The sequence below is a fragment of the Billgrantia zhangzhouensis genome (assembly GCF_021404465.1).
Classification (GTDB): Bacteria; Pseudomonadota; Gammaproteobacteria; order Pseudomonadales; family Halomonadaceae; genus Halomonas; species Halomonas zhangzhouensis.
Window position 1 is genome coordinate 39,369 of record NZ_JABFTT010000011.1, and the last position, 20,348, is coordinate 59,716.

Below are 20,348 nucleotides of genomic sequence, written 5' to 3' on the forward strand. Positions count from 1 at the left end.
GGGAAGGGCTCGGCGTCACTCGACCGCGAGGGCCGCGTCGATGATGGCCTGGCCGTTGGGCACGTTTTCGGCAAAGTTCTTGTAGGAGGTTTCGCGGGCGATCTCGAGCCAGGCGTTGTAGTCCTCCTCGCTCATGCGCACCACCTCGATGCCGTTCTCCTCGTAGACCTTCACCATTTCCTGATCGATGGCGGCGGCCTCGGCGGCGAAGAACTCCTCGGCGGCCTTGCCGGCCTCCATCAGCGCTGTCTGCTGCTCTTCGTTGAGGCCCTGCCAGACCTGCTCCGAGATCAGGATCGGCTCGTACATGAACCACAGCGCGAAGTCGCCCGGTTCGGTCAGGCACTCCACCTGTTCATAGAGGCGGAAGGAGATGAACGACATCGACGAGGTGTTGGCGGCATCCAGCACCCCGGTCTGCATGGCGGTGTAAACCTCCGAGGAGGGCATTGAGGCGATGGAGGCCCCGGCGGCCTGCAGCATCTGCTCGAAGGCCGGGCCAGCGGCGCGGATGTTCTGGCCGCGCATGGTATCGGGCGAAGTGATGCACTGTTCGCTGGAGGCGAAGCCGCCGGAGAGCCAGGCATCGGCCAGCACCCGCGCGCCGTTGTCCTGGATCACCTGCTTGATCATGTCCATGTACTCGGACTGGTTGAGCCGCTGGGCATGCTCGTGATTGCGCACCAGGCCCGGCATCAGGGTGGCGGAGAACTCCGGATGGCGACCGCTGGCGTAATCCAGCGGCAGTGCGGTGATATCGAGGCGGCCGCGCACCAGCGCACCCCACTGTTCGTTGGCCTTGAACAGCGACTGGCCGGGGTAGACCTGAATCTCGAGCCCGACGTCGGCCTCGGTCACCTGGCGGGCCATCATCTGCACCATTTCATCGCGCACGTCGCCCTGGCCTCCGGGGAACTGGTGCGAGGCGCGCAGCACGGTATTGGCGGATGCTGTGGCGCTCAGGGCCAGGGACAGACCGAGAGCCACGGCCAGGGCGGTTAGGGTTTGGCATTGCATTTGGCGTCTCCATGATTTGTTGTTGTGTGGGATCATTCATGTCTTTATGTTTATCAGACGGGCTGATGTATACTTCAATAGACGCTATGTATATCGATGTCAAATTCATTACAGTTGAAAGACAGGCGTCGAGGGAGGTGCCCATGGACGATACCAAGCGCTCCGATACCAAGCGCTCCGATACCAAGCGTTCCGATACCAAGCGTTCCGATACCAAGCGCTCCAACGCACAGCGCCTGCGGGATTCGCTGGAGGACGACATCATCAATGGCCGCCGGGTGCCGGGCGAGCGGCTCGATCCCGAAGCGCTGGGCCGCGAGTTCAATGTGTCGCGTACCCCGGTGCGCGAGGCGATCCAGCAACTCGTGGCCAGCGGGCTGGTCACGGTCAAGCCGAAGAAAGGCACCTTCGTGGCGCGGGTGGGTATCGATCAGTTGATCGAGATGTTCGAGGTCATGGCGGAACTCGAAGGCATGTGCGGGCGGCTGGCGGCGCGGCGCATCAGCGAGGAGGAACTGGCCGAGCTGCGTGGCGCGCTGGAGCGCTGCGAGGCCGCAGCCCTGGCCGGTGACACCGACGAGTATTACTACGAGAACGAAGCCTTCCACGACTGTATCTACCGCGCCAGCCACAACGGCTTCCTGCTCGGCGAGGCGCGCCAGCTCAAGCAGCGGCTCAAGCCCTATCGTCGCCTGCAGTTACAGGTTCGCCAGCGCATGCACAGTTCGCTGCGCGAGCATCGGGCCGTGGTGGCGGCCATCGAAGCGGGCGACCCGGCCGCGGCGGAGCATGCCCTGCGCGATCACGTGCTGATTCAGGGCGAGCGCTTCAGCGACTTCGTGGCCAGTATTCGTGAGTTCGAGCGGCCGGTTTCCGTGACCGGCTAATCGCTACTCTCGATTTTCGCCCTTCGCCCACCTACAGTGACGGCAGGAACGTCAGTGGAGCCGTCATGTTTCCCGCTTTTACCCTTAGTTATTCCCGTCTGCCGGAGCGCTTCTACGAGCGCTTCGAGCCGGTACCCGTCCGCGAACCACGGCTGATCGCCTTCAACCGGCCGTTGGCGGAAGCGCTTGGTTTCGATCTGGCCGCCTTCGACGCCGAGGAGGCGGCGGTATGGTTTTCCGGCAACGTCGTGCCGCGTGGCGCGGAGCCACTGGCCCAGGCTTATGCGGGGCACCAGTTCGGCGGCTTCGTACCACGACTGGGCGACGGCCGTGCGGTACTGCTGGGTGAAGTGACCGACCGTGACGGCCGGCTGCGCGACATTCAGCTCAAGGGGGCCGGGCGCACGCCGTTCTCCCGTGGCGGAGACGGGCGTGCGCCGCTGGGCCCGGTGCTGCGCGAGTACCTGGTCAGCGAGGCGATGCATGCCATGGACATCCCTTCTACTCGGGCACTCGCCGCAGTGACCACCGGTGAGCACGTGGTGCGCGGCATTCCCGAGCTGGGTGCCATTCTCACCCGCGTAGCGGCCAGTCATATCCGCATTGGTACCTTCCAGTACTTCGCTGCCCGCGGCGACATCGACGGCGTGCGCGAATTGGCCGATCACGCCATCGAGCGGCATTATCCGGAACTCACGAAACGGAAGGGTGGCGAGCGCTACCTAGGGCTGCTGGAGTCGGTACAGGCGCGTCAGGCGGCGCTGGTCGCCAAGTGGATGGGGGTCGGCTTCATTCATGGTGTGATGAACACCGACAATACCTCGATCTCGGGTGAGACCATCGACTTCGGTCCCTGTGCCTTCATGGAGCAGTACGATCCGCAGATGGTGTTCAGCTCCATCGATGAAGGCGGTCGCTACGCCTATGCCAACCAGCCGTGGATTGCCCAGTGGAACCTGGCGCGGCTGGCCGAAACCCTGCTGCCGCTGATCGATGACGACACCGAGCGGGCGATCGAGCTTGCCACCGAACTGCTGCAGCGTTTTCCGGAGCGCTACGATGAGGAGTGGCTCGCGGTGATGCGGGCCAAGCTCGGCCTAGAACGGGCGCAGCCCGGCGACAAGGCGCTGGCCGAGGCGCTGCTGGCGATCATGCATCGGGGGCGTGCCGACTTCACCCTGACCTTCCGCCGCCTGGCGGACACCGCCGAGAATCGTGAGGCCGAAGCCTCGCTGATCGCGCTGTTCGAACGCCCGGAGGATATCGCTGGCTGGCTAGAGGATTGGCGCCAACGCTTGGCCCAGGATCTGTGGGCCGAAGATGAACGGGCTCGGCGGATGCGCCTGGCCAACCCGGCCTTCATCCCGCGTAACCATCGCGTGCAGCAGGCGCTGACCGCGGCCATGGACGAGAACGACTACGGTCCCTTCGAGACGCTGCTCGAAGTCATCACCCATCCCTTCGACGACCAGCCCGGACGCGAGGAGTACACGCGCCCGGCCGAGCCCACTGAGCGGGTGTTCCGCACCTTCTGCGGAACATGAACGGCTGTCCCGGCACGGATCACACCAGTTCGCGCTGCTCCTTGCGCGCTGCGCGCCAATCGCGCAGCACCGCGCGGCAGATCAGCGCCAGCACCCCCAGGGTGAGGGCAGGCCAGATCAGGACATAGAAGCCATAGAGCATTGTCATGTCGAATTCTCCTGCGGGGGCCGATCATCGGCCCTCCTGCATGTAGGTTGAGGGAGGTCAGCGTGGGATGGCCGCGTTGGCCGAAGCTGTCTGGTTGCCTTGCGTGACGGGTTCGGGCCGGGGTGTGTCGTAGTCGCCCACCTGTTCGCCAATGGTGGCGAAGTCGAAGTCCGGCTGACGGCTCATCAGGCTCATCACCACGCAGACCAGGGTGCTGGCGCCATAGGCGGTCAGCGAGGCCAACAGTACGGTGTACTCGTGCAGGAAGCCGGTGGCGAAGATCAGCATTGACACCAGCGCCAGCGCGGCGGCGATGAACCCGGCGATACGGCCCAGGAAGCCGAATACCATCAGGCCGATAATCACACCGCCACCGATGCTCGCCAGCAGCTCGAAGAACAGGCCGCTGGCACCGTCCAGAGGCAACAGCTCAAAGCGCGCCAGGCAGAACAGCACCATGGCCACCAGTACCGAGGTGGTAAAGGCCTGGTTGGTCACCCGGTTCCAGAAGCAACTGGCGATGACCGGAAAGACGATGGCCCCCCATAGCGCGCCGACGAACACCAACATCACCAGTATATCCAGCGAGAAGCTGGCGAAGAGGATGCCCACCGCGGTGGCGACGATCATGGTCAGGCGACCGATCAACAGCATGCGCTTGGGATCTGCCTTGCCGCGAGCGATATTCTTGCCGTAGACGTCGGCCATCATGATCGCCGACAGTGCCGAGAGGTCGGAGTCGGCGGTGGAGGAGAGCGAACCGATCACCAGGATGAAGAACAGCGCGATGAACAGCGGCGGCAGATAGCTGGAAACCATCTGAGGGATCAGGTTGTTCATGTCGCCGCCCATGGGCTCGATCCCGAGGGTCAGCGCCATCAGCCCGATCATGCCCAGCCCGATGACGATGGCGCCGTAGCCGACAGTGGCGGTGAGGAAGGTCGGCTTGATATGTGCCTCGTTCACCGCGAACAGACGCTGGGAAATGGTCTGGTTGCCGATGGCGTAGGCCAGCACGGCGACGAAGAAGGGCGCGCCCTGGTTGAGGATGGCGTCCATGGAGAAGAAATTCGCCTGTTCGGCGGTGAGGTTGCTCAGGCCGGCCACGAGTTCGGTGGGGCCCCCCATGGCGAAAAACACCGCTGGAATAATCACCACGGCGATGGCCATCAGTGCCACCAACTGGGCGAAGTCGGTCAATACCGAGGCGCGGAATCCGGACCAGAGGGTATAGAACAGTACGCCAGTCCCGGCAATGATCACACCGGCCTGAAAGGAGAGCGGCGAGAGCACGGCGACGAGCGCTCCGGCGGCGGTGAAATTGACCATCAGGCTGATGACGCTGCCCAGGACGTTGGAAAGGGCGAGGATCAACTGGCTGGAGGCGCCGTGCCGGGCATGGATGAGCTCTCCCAGGGTATGGGCATTAGGGGCGAGCTTGCGGAAGCGTCGGCCGAAGGGGTAGATGAACAGGATCATCAGCGCGCCCCACAGCCCATAGTGGATGGGACCCGAGACGCCGTAGGTATAGCCGGAAGTGGCGGCGGCATAGAAGGAGGCGGCCCAGATCCAGGTGGCCGTCATGCTTGCCGCGCCGATACCGAACCCCACCTGGTGATTGGAAACCATGAAGGCGTCGGCGTCCTCTTGCTTTTTGCCGATGCGAAGCGTCAATAGGTAGGTACCGCTGTAAAAGGCGAATAACAGCAGCAACACGGTCGGGATCGAGAATTGATAGAGCGATTCGCTGTTCAAGGGCAGTCCCCGGTAGATGAAACGGACACACCCGGGTAGGTCGAATCAGGCCGACTTGCCGGGCGCAGTGATGGAACTGGGAGATGCCATGCCAGAGGCGGGCCAGCGCGGCGCAGGCGGACACCGAGCGTGTTTCCGCTTCGGTGCGCTAGCGTGCGCTATGGGCGGACTCGGCAAGGCAAGGCCGCTGAAGAGGCGTTATCCCAGAGCGAAGAGGCTGGGTGGCGGGCGGCGCGGCATGCACCGGCCCTCGTCGGCATAGTGAGGCGACATGGATTCCCTTTCTATCGATGACGTCGACGACGGACAGTCGAAAGTGCCGGTGATCCAGTCTGCGTTCAGGCAAGACCAGGGTGTCCCGTGGCGGGACCTGTCAGGATCGATGGCAAGCGTTGTAACCCGATCCAAGGGGGCTCTACCCTACTGCCCCGTCGCGGAAAAGTCCAATTGGTGCCGAATGGGCATGCAATGGTGTCGAATTGACGCAAAGACGGCTGCGCTTGCGCAGCCGTCTTTGTAAAGACCTTGGCTCTGGAGCCTGGTGTCGAGGCACCAGAGTCGACTTCCGGTCTGCCCCGTCCGATCATCTGCGCACTGCGTTTCAGCAGCGCAGCTGACCTGGGCCTGGCTCAGTTGATCATGCCGGGTAGCCAGGTAGCGATGCCGGGAAATACGATCAGGATGGCCACCAGCAGCATCGAGCAAAGGATGTAGGGGATCGCTGCGGCGTAGATTTCGCGCATGCTGGTGCCCTGGGGCGCCACACCCTTCATGACGAACAGCAGCAGCCCCAGTGGCGGCGTGGAGAAGCTGATCTCGAGCGCCAGCAGCATGATGATACCGAACCAGATCGGGTCGAAGCCCAGCACCTGCGCCAGCGGGAAGAAAAACGGCACTGTCAGCATCATGATCGAGATCTGTTCCATGAAGGTGCCGAGCACCAGCAGCACGGCGAACATCGCCAACAGCATCAGGATCGGCGCCAGGTCGAAACTGGTGGCCCACTGGATCAACCCGCTGGAAGCGCCCGAGAAGGCCAACAGTTGGCTGAAGGTGGCCGAGCCGAACACGATCAGGTAGGCCATTAGCGTGACCTTCAGCGCGCCGATCACCGAGAGCTTGAATGCCTCCCAAGTCATGCAGCGAAAGATCACCGCCAGCACGATGGCGCCCAGGGCACCGAATGCTGCCGCTTCGGAGGGCGTGGCGAAGCCCATTAGCATCAAGGCGACGATGATTGCCATCACGCTGATCATTGGCAGAATATCGGTCATCACCAACAGCAGTTTCTGCTTCAGCGGCACCGGATCGAGCTCGTAGTTGGGGGCCGCGCTCGGGTCGATCCGGGTCTGGATCCAGATGGTGGCCATGTAGAGTCCGGCCAGTACCAATCCCGGCATGATGCCGGCGATCAGCAGCGCACCGATATCGACCTTGGCCAGGGTGGCCAGCAGCACCGCCAGCGCCGAGGGGGGAATAATGATGGCCAGACCTCCGGTGCCGAGTATCGGGCCGATGGCCATGCGCTTGTGGTAGCCGCGGCGCTCCATCTCCGGTACCAGCAGCGAGCCCATCAGCGCAGTAGAGCCCATCGACGAGCCGCTGAGGGTCGAAAAGCCGGTGCCGCCCACCACGGTGACGTAGGAGAGCCGCCCCGGCACCTTGCCCATCAACTGATCGATGGCGTTGAACATACGCATGCCGAGGCCGGTGCGGAAGAACAGCTCACCCATCAGCAGAAACAGAGGGATCGGCACCAGGTTGAAGCTGGAAAGCGCGCCGAAACCGTTGTTGAGCAACTGGATGAGGCCGTTCTGACCGCCCATGAAATGCCAGGCGCCGATGACGTTGGCGGCAAGGAAAGCCAGGGCGATGGGTGTGCCGATGGCCATGAAGCCAAGGATCAGGGCCAGTAGAAAGGCCAGGGCCAGATACCATTCCATTATTCCTTGACCCCCGCTTCGCCGCTATGAAGGATGTCCCGCCCGATGACGAAGCGGGCGAATTCGATGGCCATCAGGGAGAAGCACACCGGATAGGCGATGGTGAGTATCCACTTCGGCACGAAGAAGGCGCGTACGTCGTAGTCGTTGCGCGCGAGATTCATTGACACCAGATCGTAACCCTTCCACGCCAGTACCACGCAGACCGCCACGCACAGCAGGGCGACCAGGCGGCTCAGCACCTGCAGGGCCAGCGGCGGCAGGATCGAGGTGAGCAGCTCGATGTGCACGTGGCCCTTGTGGCGGACCAGCCACGGCGCGCCCAGCAGGGTGAGATAGAACATGGCGTACTCGGTGGAGAGGAAGAACCACGCCGAGGGTTGCAGGCCCAGGTTGCGGATCATCACGGAGAGCACGATGGCGATCATCAGCCATACCAGCATGACGGCGGCGGCGAGGGCCATGCCATTGAGCAGCAGCAGGTAAGCACGACTGGCGTAACGCATAGAAAATCCCCGGGAAGGTAGGGGCGAAACCACTATGGGAGTCGGGCCGGCCATCGGGAGGCCGGCCGCCTTGTTTACAGGTCGTTGAACTTCTCGATCAGCTCATCGTAGTGCTTCAAGCCCATGGGATGGCGTTCCATCTGGCGGCGCATGCGCTCCCAGGTGGCCTCACGGGCGGCCTCGGAGAAACGTTCGGCGGCCTCGCCTTCCAGGCGGAAGACCTGCATGCCGTCGGCTTCCAGCTCGGCTTGCTGCTCCTGGGCCAGCATCTCGAAACGTTCGGCACTCTCTCGCTCGTGCTCGATCGCCACTTCCTGCAGGATCTCGCGGGCTTCCTCACTCAGGCCATTCCAGCTATCGAGGTTGACGATCACACCCATGTCGGTGGAGAAGACATCGGGATCGATGCGGTAGTTGAGGAAGCGATCCCAGTTGAGGTCCTGCAGGCCGATCTGGGTCCAGCCAGTGGCGTTGACTATGTTGCGCTCCAGCGCCGAGTAGACGTCGGTGGTCGGCAGGCTGATCGGCTGGGCGCCGAGATAGTCCTGGAAGAAGGCATCGTAGACCGGGTTGCTGCGCAGCGTCAGGCCGGAAACGCTGAGGTTGCCCTCGCCGTCGAGACGCGGCTCGTTGATGGTGTAGAGGTTGTAGCTCACGCCGCTGTCGAACCAGCCTAGGTAGTAGACCCCCATTTTCTCCTGGTGGATCCGGTTGAGCAGGTCGATGCCGCCGTTCTCGCGGGCATGGATGGCGTTGGTGTTGGAGGCCACCATGGCATCGCGCTCGGGTACGGTGCCGGCGTAGAAGCTCGCCGCGGTGTAAGCCATGTCGACCACGCTGTTACGCACGGCGTCGGGCTGCTCGGAGAGCCCGATCACCTCGGGACCGCCGCGTACCTCGATCCGTACCACGCCTTCACCGCGCTCGTTTACCTTGTCGACGAACTCGAGGAAGCTCTGGGTATAGATCAGCGACGGTGGGAATGCGTGAACGGCGGTGATGCGGTCCTCGGCCAGGGCATGGCCGGTAGCCACCAGGGCGGCAAGACCGAGAGAAGCGATAAGTGGTTTGTTCATGGTTGTTCTCCTTGTGACAGCAGTGTTCGTGTTGTGGCTTGTCATATACCCCGTGCCGCGGTCGTCGGTGTCAGCTCCGCGTGATGATTTTCGTCACGGGTGTTGCCTTTAGCCAGGGGCGTTGGTTTGCGTAGTCGCCAGCGAAGCGCTGGATGGCCTGGGCGTGCTGGCGGGTCATGTCGATGTCGTCCCAGCCGTTGAGCAGCTTGGTGCGCCAGGTCGGGGCAATGGTGAAGGCCACGCTCAGCTCGCCGGTGCTGATGCGCTGCGTTTCGAGATCGACGTGCAGCGTGCCCGGGGCGTCGCCTAGTGCCGTGAGCAGGGCCTCGGCATCCGCCTCGCTGACTGTGGCCGGCAGCAGGCCGTTGTTGACCGCGTTGGAAGCGAAGATGTCGCCGAAGCTCGGCGCGATCACGCAGCGCAAGCCGAAGTCCACCAGTGCATAGACGGCAGCCTCCCGTGAGGAGCCGGCGCCGAAGTTGCGTCGTGCCACCAGGGTTTTCGCCTGTGTCGCCTGCGGATGGTTGAGGATGAACGTCTCGACCGGCCGGCCGCTTTCGTCGTGGCGCAGGTCGTGGAGCAGGAAGCGCCCGTAACCGACGCTGCGCGGCTCCTTCATGAAACGGGCTGGAATCAGTTGGTCAGTGTCCACGTTGGCCAGCGGCAGCGGGCAGGCCGGGGCGTCGATGATCTTGATCGGTTCCATCACTCGGCTCCTGTCACAACTGGCGTACGTCGGCCAGGCGGCCGGTGACGGCCGCTGCGGCCACCATCGCCGGCGACATCAGGTGGGTCCTGGCGCCTGGCCCCTGGCGGCCCTTGAAGTTGCGGTTGGTGGTAGAGGCGCAGCGCTCGCCGGCCGGCACTAGGTCGCCGTTCATGCCCACGCACATGGAGCAGCCGGATTCACGCCACTCCAGGCCCGCCTCGCGAAACACAGCGTCGAGCCCCTCGGCCTCTGCCTGATGTTTCACTTGGGTGGAACCGGGCGAGACGATGCCCGGTACCTTGCTGCGGTGTCCTTTCAACACATCGGCGGCGGCGCGTAGGTCCTCCAAGCGGGCGTTGGTGCAGGAACCGATGAAGACCCGGTCGATGGCGATATCGGTGAGCTGTTGGCCGGGTGCGAGGCCCATGTAGTCGAGGCTGTCGCGAACTTGCCGGGCCCGAGCGAGATCTTCGATATGCGCTGGGTCGGGTATGCGGGCGTCGATGGGCAGGGCCTCCTCGGGGGAGACTCCCCAGGTCACGGTGGGGGCGATCTCGCTGGCGGCCAGTGTCACTTCGCGGTCGAAGCGGGCATCGGCGTCGCTTTTCAACGTCTGCCAGTAGGCCTGTGCCTGTTCCCAGCATTCTCCTCGGGGGGCGAAGGGGCGATTGCGCAGATAGGCGGAGGTGGTCTCGTCAGGAGCGATCATGCCGCAACGGGCGCCGCCCTCGATGGTGAGATTGCATAGGGTCAGGCGCGCTTCCATCGACAGACTGCGGATGGCACTGCCGGCGTACTCGATGGCATGACCGCGGGCGCCGTCGGCGCCGAGCCGGGCTATCCAGGTCAGCGCGATATCCTTGGCAGTGATGCCAGAGGATAGCTCACCCTCGACGGTCAGGCGCATCTGCTTCGGGCGGCTCTGCCACAGGGTCTGCGTCGCCAGCACGTGGGCCACCTCCGAGGCGCCGATGCCGAAGGCGATGCTGCCGAAGGCGCCGTGGGTGGAGGTGTGACTGTCGCCGCAAACCATCAGCAGCCCTGGCTGAGTCAGGCCCTGCTCGGGACCAAGCACGTGAACGATACCCTGGCGCGGATCGTCGAGGCCGAACAGGGGGATGCCATGCTCGCGTGTATTGTCCGTGAGCTGCTCGATCATGCTGCGCACCTTGGCGTCGCCGATGGCATCGAGGCGGCGGGTCAGGGTAGGCACGTAGTGATCCGCGATGCCGAACGTCAGGTCGGGGCGGGCCACACCCAGGCCGCGATCGCGTAGCTTGTTGAAGGCATGGAAGGAGCCTTCGTGCACGAAGTGGCGGTCGATCCAAAGCAGGCTCTGGCCGCTTTCGCTACGCAGGATTTCGTGGGCGTCCCACACCTTGTCGAACAGGGTCGTTGGCATTGTCATGTCGATCGCTTACCGAAGCTGCATCTCGCGTGGGCGTCGTCGCGCCGCTCGTCTTGCTCTGATTGCCAGTGGCTATACAACGGGTTCATATATCAATCTTCCATACAACTATCCTAGATATATGGCACAGGTCAAATGTATTTTTTGTTCTTGTTAAAATGTATTAAAAATAGAACAAATTGGCTTGGCTGTACTCACGCTTCCTGGCGCTCGGTCTCGTACCGGGACTCTGGGGCCATCGGTTCCCAATAGCGGGCCGCCTCGTCGCCGGTACGGTTGAGGTCGATCTGGAAGCGGTAGCGGTCAGGACGGTAGAGCGCGTCGAGATGCTCCACGCCGCGTCCTTCTTCGTCGTACACCACTCGGGTGAGTGCGATCAGCGGCGAGCCCACGGCGACGTCGAGTGCTGCGGCCACTTCATGGGTAGCCAGGGTGGCTGAGATGGTCTGGGCCGCGTGATCGACTTTCACGCCGCTTCGTTCTAGCAGAGCGAACAGCGGCGTCTGCGACAGGTCTGCCTCGTTGTAATGCAGGGCGATGTACTCCGGAACATGAGTCACCAAGTAGGAGAACGGCTTGTCGTCGGCCATGCGTACGCGAATCGAACGTTGCACTCGGTCGCCGTCGGGCAGTCCCAGACTTTCGCGTACCGGCTCCGGCGGCCTGACATAGCAGAACTCCAGCAGCCGTACCCGTGAGGCCTTGCTCATCTTGACCATGTTGGGCAGCAGGTTGGCGACGCTGGCGGTCATCACCGTGGCATCCAGCGGCTGTTCCAGTACCACCGTGCCGAGCCCGGGCTTGCGCGCCACCAGCCCCGCCTCGTTGAGGGCTTGCATGGCGCGGCGGACCGTGACCCTCGATACGCCGTACTGCTCCGCCAGTTTCAGTTCGCCGGGCAGCTTGCGTCCCGGGGCCAGCCGGCCGCTGAGGATCGCATCCTTGAGCAGCAGATAGATGCGATGGGACTTGGTGCCCCCGACGGAGTTGGCATGCGTATCGTTCATGATGCAGTCCTTGGTCTTGTTGCCATTCAGGGGGAGGCGCTTGACGCGATGCATGGAGTAGACATAGAAATGTATTATGCATAGTACAGATAGATGTTCCATGCATGTTGAAGCATAGCGCCAAACAACGACAAAGGCTTCCCTGGAGAACTTGCCATGCCTGTCGATATGCCCGCCGCATCCTCCGAGGAAGTGGTACGCAACTTTCTCGAAGCCATGGAGGCGCGCGATCTTTCCCGTGCCGAGTGTCTGCTCGACGAGGGCTTCACCGTGGTCTTCCCCGGCAGCGGCGAAATGACCCGGCTATCCGAGCTTACGGCCTGGGCCGCCAGCCGCTATCGCGTCGTACGCAAGCGCATCGCCGCTTTCGACACCTGTGGCGAGGGCAAGTACGTCACGGTGGTCTGCCACGGCGAACTCGACGGGGAATGGCTCGACGGGACGCCTTTCTCCGGCGTGCGCTTCATCGATCGCTTCGAGCTACGCCATGGCCGGATCGCTCGCCAGCAGGTCTGGAATGACCTGGCGCTGGAACGCAACTGAGCCAGGCATCCCGCCTGCCTTCGATTTTCCTATGACGACCGAGGAAACCCTGTTCATGACTCATCCCGCCAACGATCTGAAGGCCAGGCTGCACGCCCCCGAGATCGTCGTGGCGCCGGGTGTCTACGATGCCCTGAGCGCCTCGCTTGCCGCCGATGCCGGCTTCGATACCGTCTACCTCTCGGGTGCCAGCATCGCCTACACCCAGCTCGGCCGCCCCGATATCGGCCTGGTCAGCGTCAGCGAGGTCAACGACGTGATGTCGCATATCCGCGAGCGCACCGAGCTTTCCGTAGTGGTGGACTGCGATACCGGTTTCGGCAACGCCATGAACGTGATGCGCAGCGTACGCCTGCTGGAGCGCGCCGGGGCCAACGCCATCCAGCTCGAGGACCAGACCTACCCCAAGCGCTGCGGCCATCTGCGCGGCAAGACCCTGGTACCGGAAGGCGAGATGGTTGGCAAGCTCAAGGCCGCGCTGGATGCTCGCGACAACGACACGACCCTGATCGTCGGCCGCACCGATGCGGTGGCGGTGGAGGGCACCGAGCGAGCCATCGAGCGCGCCCGGGCCTACCGTGAGGCCGGGGTCGACATGCTGTTCATCGAGGGGATTCGCAGCGACGACGACATTGCTCGCATCATGGCCGAGTTCCGCGGCGAGATTCCGATCATGGCCAACATGGTGGAGGGGGGCGACACGCCGCTGCAGAACGCCCAGGCGCTACAGGAACTAGGCTTTTCTCTGGTGATCTTCCCCGGTGCCCTGGTGCGCGCCTTCACTCACATGGCGAGCCAGTTCTTCGACACCCTGCGCCGTGATGGCACCACCGATGCCTTTCGCGAGCACATGCTCGATTTTCGCCAGCTCAACGAGGTGCTCGGCACGCGCAAGATGCTCGAGCTGGGCGAGAAGTACGATGACCGCTAAGGCAAAGAACAACCGACTGCAGGAGAGAGAGCGATGATCACGACTGATAAAACCGCCAAGGAGATTTTCTTCGAGGTGATGGCCAACCCCCAGCGCGTGCCATTCGGATTCGGCAACAAAGCGGTGCTGGTCAACGTCGACCCACAAAAGGCTTATACCCGAACCGATCTGTACAAGACCGCCTACGAGACCGACCCCAACCAGCTCGACTACGTCAACCAACTGGCGCGCGGCTTCCGTAGGCTTGACTGGCCGGTGGTGTGGACCCATGTGGCTTTCCTCGACTCCGCCGAGGATGCCGGTGTGTGGGGGACGCGCACCGATACCCCCGACTCGCTGCAGAACATCAAGTACGGTTCCGACCGCGCGGCCTTCGACGAGCGGGTCGAGATCGAGAAGGAGGACGTGGTCTATACCAAGCGCATGCCTTCGGCCTTCTTCGAGACTCCGCTACAGTCGCTGCTGGTATGGCATCAGGTGGATACCGTCATCGTCACCGGCGGCTCCACCTCGGGCTGCATTCGCGCCACCGCGGTGGACAGCCTCTCGCGGGGCTACCGCACCATCGTGCCGATGGAGTGTGTGGCCGACAAGCACGAAAGCTACCACTACGCCAACCTCACCGACCTGCACCTGAAGTACGCCGACGTGATGAACGTGGCCGACGTGCTGGCCTGGCTCGAGGGACGTGCGGCCGAGCAGGCCTGAGCGGCGAGGAGGCTGAGATGCAGGCAGAAATGAAAGAACGGCTGGACGCCTACGCCTACTGGCCCTATGAGAACCGGCCGAAGATCACCTGGCCGGGTGGGGCACGAGTCGCCTTCTGGGTGGCCCCCAACATCGAATACTACGAACTCGATCCCCCGGCCAACCCCCAGCGCAAGCCATGGCCCACGCCGCACCCCTCGGTGCCGGGCTTCAGCATCCGCGACTACGGCAACCGGGTCGGGCACCAGCGGCAGATGGCGCTACTCGACAAGTACGGGATTCGCGGCTCTGTATCGCTCTCCGTGGCGCTATGCGAACACCATCCCGAGATCATTGCGATGTGCCGCGAGCGCGACTGGGAGTTCTTCAGCCACGGCATCTACAACACCCGCTATACCTATGGCATGAGCGAGGAGCAGGAGCGGGAGATGATCCGCGACGGCATCGAGACGATCCACCGCCATACCGGACAGAAGTGTGCCGGCTACCTGGCGCCGGCGCTCTCCCACTCGGAGCATACCCTCGACCTGTTTGCCGAGGTGGGCCAGGAACTGTTCGGCGAAGAGGGTGGCATCTACACCAGCGACCTCTTCCACGATGACCAACCCACGCCGATCCACCTGCGCTCGGGGCGGCGCTTCATCTCCATGCCCTATTCGCTGGAGATGAACGACACCATCGTCTACGCGGTGAACAAGGTAGAGCCGCGTCACTATCTGACCATGCTCAAGCGCCACTTCGATCGGCTCTACGCTGAGGGTGCCGAGTCGGGCACGGTGATGTGCATTCCCACCCATAACTACCAGATCAGTTGCCCGCACCGCATCAAGGCCTTCGAGGAGGCACTGGAGTACATCACCGGCCACAGTGACGTATGGGTCGCCACCGGTCGCGAGATCGCCCAGCACTATCTCGCCCACCACTACGACGACGCCCTGCGAGACATCGAGGCCAAGGCTGCCACGGCAGGGAGGAGCTGAGCCATGTCCTTCAAGAACGCGTCTCTCGAACCGGACCACCTGCACTATCCCTGGCGGCGCCATGGCTACGACCACGAACGCTACGTCTGGTCGATGCTCGGTGACCGCCGGCCGATCCGCTGGCCGGACGACAAGCCACTGGCGGTGTGGATCAACGTCTCGCTGCAGTTCTACCCGCTCAATCAGCGCGGCGTACCGTTCAAGGTACCCAATGGCATGACCATGCCCTATCCGGACCTGCGTCACTACTCGCTGCGCGATTACGGCAACCGGGTGGGCATCTACCGCATGCTCGCGGCATTCGAGCAGCGCGGCATCCGTCCCACCTGGGCGATCAACGCCCAACTCGCCGAGCAGCACCCCTACCTGCTGAATCGCCTGAAAGCCTACGGCGGGGAGTTCCTGTGCCATGGCTGGAACATGGATCACCTGCACTACGGCGGTCAGGATCGCGACGAGGAGGCCGAGATCGTGCGCCGCTCGGTTACGACGCTGCGCGAGCTGACCGGGCAACCCGTTCGCGGCTGGCTGAGTCCGGCCAAGCACCAGAGCTGGAACACTCCTGAGCTGCTCGCCGAGAACGGCATCGAGTACTGCTGCGACTGGGTCAATGACGATATGCCCTATGCGTTCACGACCGAGCGTGGCGAGCTGACCATGCTGCCGCTCTCCACCGAGATCGAAGACCAGTTCGTGATGTGCCAGAACCTGCACTCGGAGGACAGCTGGGTCAGCCAGGTGACGGACGCCTTCGACTTCCTGCTTGACGAGGGGAGGGAGCAGGGCGGCCGGTTGCTGGCGCTCAACTTGCACCCTTGGCTCGTCGGTCAGCCGCATCGCATCGGCTGCCTGGAAGCGGTGCTTGACCATATTGCCGGGCATTCCGAGGTGTGGCAGGCGCCGGCGGGGGAAATTCTCGACGCCTATCGGGCCCAGGCCGGCGACAACGACTGAGGAGACATCATGGCGATCATGGCTGTTGGCGGCGCGGAGGAGTTCGAGGCGCACGTGCCGCTGGTCATCGTGGGCGCTGGCGCCTGCGGTCTGGTGGCGGCACTCGCCGCCAAGCGGTTCGGCACGGATTCGGTGGTGCTGGAGCGCGACGCGCTGCCGCGGGGCAGTACCTCCATGTCCCAGGGGTTCATTCCGGCGGCGGGTACGCGCTTCCAGGACGAAAAAGGCGTCAAGGACAGTCCCGAGCTGATGGCCCAGGATATCCAGCGCAAGAACGGATACGAGGCGGACCCAGCCATCGTGCGTGCCTTGGCCGAGGCCTCCGCCGGCGTGGTGGAGTGGCTGGCCGACGCTCACGGCGTTCCCTTCGACCTGGTGGAGGGCTTCCTCTACCCCGGCCACAGCCGCATGCGCATGCATGCCACTCCGCGGCGCACCGGGGAGGAACTGATGGGCAGCCTGCTCAATGCCGTGGAGGCGGCAGGCATCGACCTGCTCACCGAAGCCCAGGTGGTGGACCTGCACGTCGACGATAGCGGCCGGGTGCACGGCGTGACCCTGGCACGCCCCGATGGCAGCCGGGAGTCCATCGGCTGTGACGCCCTGATCCTTGCCTGCAACGGCTATGGCGGTAACCCGGAGCTGGTGGCCCGCCATCTGCCAGCCTTGAAGGATGCTCTCTACTACGGCCACGAGGGCAACCAGGGCGATGCCCTGCTGTGGGGCGAAGCCATGGGCGCCAGTCTCAAGGATCTGGGCGCCTGCCAGGGGCACGGCTCGCTGGCGATGCCGCACCAGACCCTGATCACCTGGGCGGTGATGATGCGCGGTGGGGTGCAGGTCAACGCCGAAGGGCGGCGCTTCTCCAACGAGCACGGCGGCTATTCGGAACAGGCGGCCAAGGTGCTGGCCCAGCCGGGCGGCATGGCCTGGAACCTGTTCGACCGGCGCATCCACCAGGCGGCGCTGGAATTCGAGGACTATCGCAACGCCCATATCGCCGGGGCGGTACGCACCTTCGACAGCCTGGAAGACATGGCCAAAGGCCTGGTACTACCGCTGGATGCCCTCCAGGCCACTTTGGCCGAGATGCACACTCTGGCCGAGAGCGGCGAGGGCGATGCCTTTGGTCGGACCTTCAGCGCCGAGGATCTATTGGTAGCGCCCTATCACGCCATCAAGGTCACCGGGGCGCTGTTCCATACCCAGGGCGGGCTCGAGGTGGATACCCAGGCGCGGGTACTGCGGCAAGATGGTTCCACCTTCGCCAACCTGTTCGCTGCCGGTGGTGCCGCGCGTGGTGTTTCCGGCTCGGGCGACAGCGGCTATCTTTCCGGCAACGGCCTGCTCAGTGCGGTGGTGCTGGGTGCCATTGCCGGCCGCGAGGCCGCCCGGCAGCTCAACTGCGACTCGGCCGCTTGAGACTTGCCTTGCTATTCCGAGGCGCTGGGCAGCATCAGCTCCCGCGCTTCGCCCATCAGCAGCGCCCTGTTGGCCTCCAACGCCTCACGCAGGAAGTCCCACAGCAGCCTCACCCGCGCCAGGCGGCGCTGCTCTTGGCGTGAGGTGATCCAGAACTGGCGCACGATCCCCACCTCATCGTTCAGCACGCTCTCGAGCCTGTCGCCGGTCTCGGCCATGAAGCACGGCAGCACGGCGAGCCCTGCTCCCTTCAAGGCGGCGGAGTGCTGGGTGGTGACGCTGGTGCTGCGAATCGAGAAGTGCGGCCCCGGCTGGCCCACTACTGCCGGGTCGAGCAGCGGGTCGAGGTAGCTCAACTGTTCGCTGAAGATCAGGTCGTCGACGTAGCCGATCAGCCGGTGGCGGCCCAGTTCGTCGAGTCGCGCCGGGCGGCCATGGCGGCGAAAGTAGCTTTCGCTGCCGTAGAGACGCAGGCGGTAGTCGCACAGCCGCGAGATCACCAGTCCCTGGCTTGCCGGGCGCTCCACGGTGATAGCCAGATCGGCCTCGTGACGGCTCAGGTTGACCACCCGCGGCAGGGCCAGCAGGTCCAGGGTGATGCCCGGGTGGCGCTCGCAGAAGGCCGAGAGCAGCGGGGCGATGACCCAAGTGCCGAAGCCTTCGGTCACGCCCAGGCGAATCTGGCCGCTGAGCTGGCGGTTCTTGTCGGAAAGGCTCTCGCCCGCCTCGAAGGCGTGGCGGGCCATCTCCTCGGCGTGGGCCAGCAGTTGCTGTCCGGCCTCGGTCAGGTGATAGCCGTGGGTGCTACGCTCGAAGAGCTGGGTGTTGAGTTTCTGCTCGAAGCGACGGGTGCGGCGCGACAGCGTGGAGTGGTTCAAGCCCAGGCGCCGAGCGGCGTCGGTGAGCCGCTGGCTGCGCGCCACTTCGAGAAAGATCTGGATGTCCTGCCAGTCGAGCACGGTTTGCACCTCACGAAGTTTGCTTGTGCATTATCGCACAAGGCATGTGAAGAAGTGCCCGTTGTCACACTTGCTCGCCGCTATATAGACTCGAATTCATCACGCTTCGTGTGTTCCTACACACAAGGTCTACATCGCAGCTTCAGCCGAACAACGACTACAAGCACAACAGGAGTCCGCCATGTCCATTCGTGAAATTCCCATGTACATCGACGGCCAGGCCGTCCCGTCCCAGAGCCAGGAATGGCGCGACGTGATCAATCCTGCCACTCAGGAAGTGGTGGCGCGGGTGCCGTTCTGTACCGCTGAGGAGGTCGATCGCGCCGTGGCCAGCGCCAAGGTCGCGTTCAAGGAGTGGCGCAAGACACCGCTGGCCAAGCGCATGCGCATCATGCTCAAGTTCCAGGCGCTGATTCGCGAACATACCGAGGAGCTTGCCGCGCTGATTACCGAGGAGCACGGCAAGACGCTGCCCGACGCCGCCGGCGAGGTGGGGCGAGGCCTGGAGGTGGTGGAGCACGCCTGCTCGATCACCTCGCTGCAGCTCGGCGAACTGGCCGAGAACGCGGCCAGCGAGGTCGACGTCTACACCCTCAACCAGCCGCTGGGCGTGGGCGCCGGTATCACCGCCTTCAACTTCCCGATCATGCTGCCCTGCTTCATGTTCCCGCTGGCCATCGCCGCTGGCAACACCTTCGTGCTCAAGCCTTCCGAGCAGGACCCCAGTTCCACCATGCGCCTAGTCGAGCTGGCCCATGAGGCGGGCGTGCCGGCCGGCGTGCTCAACGTGGTGCACGGTGGCCCCGACGTGGCCAACCAGATCTGCGACCACCCTGACATCAAGGCGCTCTCCTTCATCGGCTCCACCAACGTGGGCACCCACATCTACCGCCGCGCCTCCGAGGCGGGCAAGCGGGTACAGTCGATGATGGGCGCCAAGAACCATTGTGTCGTGATGCCCGACGCCAACCGCAGCCAGGCGATCAACAACCTGCTGGGCTCCGCCTTCGGTGCTGCCGGCCAGCGCTGCATGGCCAACTCGGTGGTGGTACTGGTGGGCGAGGCCAAGGCGTGGCTCGATGATATCGTCGAGGGGGCGCGCAACATGAAGGTGGGGCCGGGCACCCAGCGTGACGCCGATCTCGGCCCGTTGGTCTCCAAGGCCGCACGCGACCGCGTGGTGCGCCTGATCGACGCCGGCGAGAAAGAGGGCGCCAGGCTGCTGGTCGACGGTCGCGGCTGTCAGGTGGAAGGCTACCCGGATGGCAACTTCATCGGTGCCACCGTGTTTGCCGACGTGAAGCCGGAGATGACCATCTACCGGGAGGAGATCTTCGGCCCGGTGCTGTGCGTGGTGAGTGTCGATACCCTGGATGAGGCGATCGAGTTCATCAATGCCAACCCCAACGGTAACGGCACCTCGATCTTCACCAACTCCGGCTGGGTGGCGCGCCGCTTCGAGACTGAAATCGATGTCGGCCAGGTGGGCATCAACGTGCCGATCCCGGTGCCGGTGGCCTACTTCAGTTTCACCGGCTCGCGAGCCTCGAAGCTGGGCGACCTGGGCCCCAACGGCAAGCAGGCGATCCAGTTCTGGACCCAGACGAAGACTGTCACCGCACGCTGGTTCGAGCCCGAAAACGTCTCCAGTGGTATCAACAGCACCATCTCATTGAGCTGACGAAGTCCCACGAGGAAATCGAGGCCCCGTCCCAGAGGCGGGGCCATTGCATAGGTGCTCGCTGCGGCGCAGTGATGCCGTCCGACATTACTGAGCCTGCCACCACTCTCGATCCCGCTCCGCAGGTGTCGGTGTTCGGGGACGAAGCGAATCGGCTCGGCATCGACGAG

General features: G+C 63.9%; 19 protein-coding genes. 9 read left to right on the forward strand and 10 right to left on the reverse strand.

The genetic code is table 11. The features are described from left to right. Nucleotides 1–15: 15 nt before the first annotated feature. Nucleotides 16–1,017, reverse strand: a complete 1,002-nt coding sequence (dctP, locus tag HOP51_RS14590; RefSeq protein ID WP_234274636.1) for a TRAP transporter substrate-binding protein DctP — start codon at nt 1,015–1,017, stop codon at nt 16–18. A 143-nt stretch (nt 1,018–1,160) separates the two neighbouring features. Between dctP (HOP51_RS14590) and HOP51_RS14595 the strand changes: the two genes are divergently transcribed. Beyond that, a complete protein-coding gene (locus tag HOP51_RS14595) occupies nt 1,161–1,904 on the forward strand; it encodes a GntR family transcriptional regulator (protein WP_234274637.1) in 744 nt (247 codons plus the stop codon). Between the two features lie 65 nt (nt 1,905–1,969). Beyond that, nucleotides 1,970–3,448 carry a protein adenylyltransferase SelO gene (locus tag HOP51_RS14600; RefSeq protein ID WP_234274638.1) on the forward strand — a complete coding sequence of 493 codons (1,479 nt, stop codon included), beginning with the start codon at nt 1,970–1,972 and terminating at the stop codon, nt 3,446–3,448. A gap of 19 nt (nt 3,449–3,467) precedes the next feature. Here HOP51_RS14600 and HOP51_RS14605 read toward each other — a convergent pair whose 3' ends face one another. The 8 genes from HOP51_RS14605 to HOP51_RS14640 all read right to left on the reverse strand — a co-directional run bounded on the left by HOP51_RS14605 (nt 3,468) and on the right by HOP51_RS14640 (nt 12,000). Continuing rightward, complete coding sequence (locus tag HOP51_RS14605; protein WP_234274639.1) at nt 3,468–3,596, reverse strand: putative transporter small subunit; 129 nt, start codon at nt 3,594–3,596, stop codon at nt 3,468–3,470. A gap of 57 nt (nt 3,597–3,653) precedes the next feature. Further along, the gene (locus HOP51_RS14610) at nt 3,654–5,351 is read right to left on the reverse strand and encodes a sodium:solute symporter family protein (RefSeq protein ID WP_234274640.1); all 1,698 of its coding nucleotides are present in this window, start codon (nt 5,349–5,351) and stop codon (nt 3,654–3,656) included. 629 nt (nt 5,352–5,980) lie between these two features. Continuing rightward, nucleotides 5,981–7,294: a TRAP transporter large permease gene (locus tag HOP51_RS14615; RefSeq protein ID WP_234274641.1), complete on the reverse strand. Its 1,314-nt coding sequence runs from the start codon at nt 7,292–7,294 to the stop codon at nt 5,981–5,983. Beyond that, complete coding sequence (locus HOP51_RS14620; protein ID WP_234274642.1) at nt 7,294–7,800, reverse strand: TRAP transporter small permease; 507 nt, start codon at nt 7,798–7,800, stop codon at nt 7,294–7,296. Before HOP51_RS14620 ends, HOP51_RS14615 begins: the two co-directional genes overlap by 1 nt. Before the next feature lie 74 nt (nt 7,801–7,874). Further along, nucleotides 7,875–8,876: a TRAP transporter substrate-binding protein DctP gene (gene dctP / locus HOP51_RS14625; RefSeq protein ID WP_234274643.1), complete on the reverse strand. Its 1,002-nt coding sequence runs from the start codon at nt 8,874–8,876 to the stop codon at nt 7,875–7,877. 70 nt (nt 8,877–8,946) lie between these two features. Next, the gene (leuD, locus tag HOP51_RS14630) at nt 8,947–9,582 is read right to left on the reverse strand and encodes a 3-isopropylmalate dehydratase small subunit (protein ID WP_234274644.1); all 636 of its coding nucleotides are present in this window, start codon (nt 9,580–9,582) and stop codon (nt 8,947–8,949) included. 13 nt (nt 9,583–9,595) lie between these two features. After that, entirely contained in the window at nt 9,596–10,993 is a 1,398-nt protein-coding gene (leuC, locus tag HOP51_RS14635) for a 3-isopropylmalate dehydratase large subunit (RefSeq protein WP_234274645.1), read from the reverse strand. Nucleotides 10,994–11,187: 194 nt separating this feature from the next. After that, on the reverse strand, nt 11,188–12,000 hold the full coding sequence (locus HOP51_RS14640; RefSeq protein WP_234274646.1) for a GntR family transcriptional regulator: 813 nt from the start codon (nt 11,998–12,000) through the stop codon (nt 11,188–11,190). Nucleotides 12,001–12,156: 156 nt separating this feature from the next. Between HOP51_RS14640 and HOP51_RS14645 the strand changes: the two genes are divergently transcribed. The 6 genes from HOP51_RS14645 to HOP51_RS14670 are packed head-to-tail and all read left to right on the forward strand — an operon-like array spanning nt 12,157 to nt 17,538. Then, nucleotides 12,157–12,543, forward strand: a complete 387-nt coding sequence (locus tag HOP51_RS14645; RefSeq protein WP_234274647.1) for a nuclear transport factor 2 family protein — start codon at nt 12,157–12,159, stop codon at nt 12,541–12,543. 55 nt (nt 12,544–12,598) lie between these two features. After that, complete coding sequence (locus HOP51_RS14650; protein WP_234274648.1) at nt 12,599–13,474, forward strand: isocitrate lyase/PEP mutase family protein; 876 nt, start codon at nt 12,599–12,601, stop codon at nt 13,472–13,474. Between the two features lie 33 nt (nt 13,475–13,507). After that, nucleotides 13,508–14,182 carry an isochorismatase family protein gene (locus HOP51_RS14655; protein WP_234274649.1) on the forward strand — a complete coding sequence of 225 codons (675 nt, stop codon included), beginning with the start codon at nt 13,508–13,510 and terminating at the stop codon, nt 14,180–14,182. 17 nt (nt 14,183–14,199) lie between these two features. Beyond that, on the forward strand, nt 14,200–15,162 hold the full coding sequence (locus HOP51_RS14660) for a polysaccharide deacetylase family protein (protein WP_234274650.1): 963 nt from the start codon (nt 14,200–14,202) through the stop codon (nt 15,160–15,162). A gap of 3 nt (nt 15,163–15,165) precedes the next feature. After that, nucleotides 15,166–16,116: a polysaccharide deacetylase family protein gene (locus tag HOP51_RS14665; RefSeq protein ID WP_234274651.1), complete on the forward strand. Its 951-nt coding sequence runs from the start codon at nt 15,166–15,168 to the stop codon at nt 16,114–16,116. A gap of 9 nt (nt 16,117–16,125) precedes the next feature. After that, nucleotides 16,126–17,538 (forward strand): FAD-dependent oxidoreductase, encoded by a 1,413-nt coding sequence (locus tag HOP51_RS14670; protein ID WP_234274652.1) that lies wholly within the window; start codon nt 16,126–16,128, stop codon nt 17,536–17,538. 11 nt (nt 17,539–17,549) lie between these two features. Here the strand turns inward: HOP51_RS14670 and HOP51_RS14675 are convergent, their stop codons facing one another. Then, entirely contained in the window at nt 17,550–18,497 is a 948-nt protein-coding gene (locus HOP51_RS14675; RefSeq protein ID WP_234274653.1) for a LysR family transcriptional regulator, read from the reverse strand. Nucleotides 18,498–18,678: 181 nt separating this feature from the next. Between HOP51_RS14675 and HOP51_RS14680 the strand changes: the two genes are divergently transcribed. Then, nucleotides 18,679–20,178, forward strand: coding sequence for a CoA-acylating methylmalonate-semialdehyde dehydrogenase (locus HOP51_RS14680; protein ID WP_234274654.1), 1,500 nt, complete (start codon nt 18,679–18,681; stop codon nt 20,176–20,178). The last annotated feature ends 170 nt before the right edge of the window (nt 20,179–20,348 follow it).

Excerpts from the sequence above, each read along its gene's own strand:
- dctP (WP_234274636.1), bottom strand. The coding sequence starts at position 1,017 with ATGCAATGCCAAACCCTAACCGCCCTGGCCGTGGCTCTCGGTCTGTCC.
- HOP51_RS14595 (WP_234274637.1), top strand. The coding sequence starts at position 1,161 with ATGGACGATACCAAGCGCTCCGATACCAAGCGCTCCGATACCAAGCGT.
- HOP51_RS14600 (WP_234274638.1), top strand. The coding sequence starts at position 1,970 with ATGTTTCCCGCTTTTACCCTTAGTTATTCCCGTCTGCCGGAGCGCTTC.
- HOP51_RS14605 (WP_234274639.1), bottom strand. The coding sequence starts at position 3,596 with ATGACAATGCTCTATGGCTTCTATGTCCTGATCTGGCCTGCCCTCACC.
- HOP51_RS14615 (WP_234274641.1), bottom strand. The coding sequence starts at position 7,294 with ATGGAATGGTATCTGGCCCTGGCCTTTCTACTGGCCCTGATCCTTGGC.
- HOP51_RS14620 (WP_234274642.1), bottom strand. The coding sequence starts at position 7,800 with ATGCGTTACGCCAGTCGTGCTTACCTGCTGCTGCTCAATGGCATGGCC.
- dctP (WP_234274643.1), bottom strand. The coding sequence starts at position 8,876 with ATGAACAAACCACTTATCGCTTCTCTCGGTCTTGCCGCCCTGGTGGCT.
- leuD (WP_234274644.1), bottom strand. The coding sequence starts at position 9,582 with ATGGAACCGATCAAGATCATCGACGCCCCGGCCTGCCCGCTGCCGCTG.
- leuC (WP_234274645.1), bottom strand. The coding sequence starts at position 10,993 with ATGACAATGCCAACGACCCTGTTCGACAAGGTGTGGGACGCCCACGAA.
- HOP51_RS14640 (WP_234274646.1), bottom strand. The coding sequence starts at position 12,000 with ATGAACGATACGCATGCCAACTCCGTCGGGGGCACCAAGTCCCATCGC.
- HOP51_RS14645 (WP_234274647.1), top strand. The coding sequence starts at position 12,157 with ATGCCTGTCGATATGCCCGCCGCATCCTCCGAGGAAGTGGTACGCAAC.
- HOP51_RS14650 (WP_234274648.1), top strand. The coding sequence starts at position 12,599 with ATGACTCATCCCGCCAACGATCTGAAGGCCAGGCTGCACGCCCCCGAG.
- HOP51_RS14655 (WP_234274649.1), top strand. The coding sequence starts at position 13,508 with ATGATCACGACTGATAAAACCGCCAAGGAGATTTTCTTCGAGGTGATG.
- HOP51_RS14660 (WP_234274650.1), top strand. The coding sequence starts at position 14,200 with ATGCAGGCAGAAATGAAAGAACGGCTGGACGCCTACGCCTACTGGCCC.
- HOP51_RS14665 (WP_234274651.1), top strand. The coding sequence starts at position 15,166 with ATGTCCTTCAAGAACGCGTCTCTCGAACCGGACCACCTGCACTATCCC.
- HOP51_RS14670 (WP_234274652.1), top strand. The coding sequence starts at position 16,126 with ATGGCGATCATGGCTGTTGGCGGCGCGGAGGAGTTCGAGGCGCACGTG.
- HOP51_RS14680 (WP_234274654.1), top strand. The coding sequence starts at position 18,679 with ATGTCCATTCGTGAAATTCCCATGTACATCGACGGCCAGGCCGTCCCG.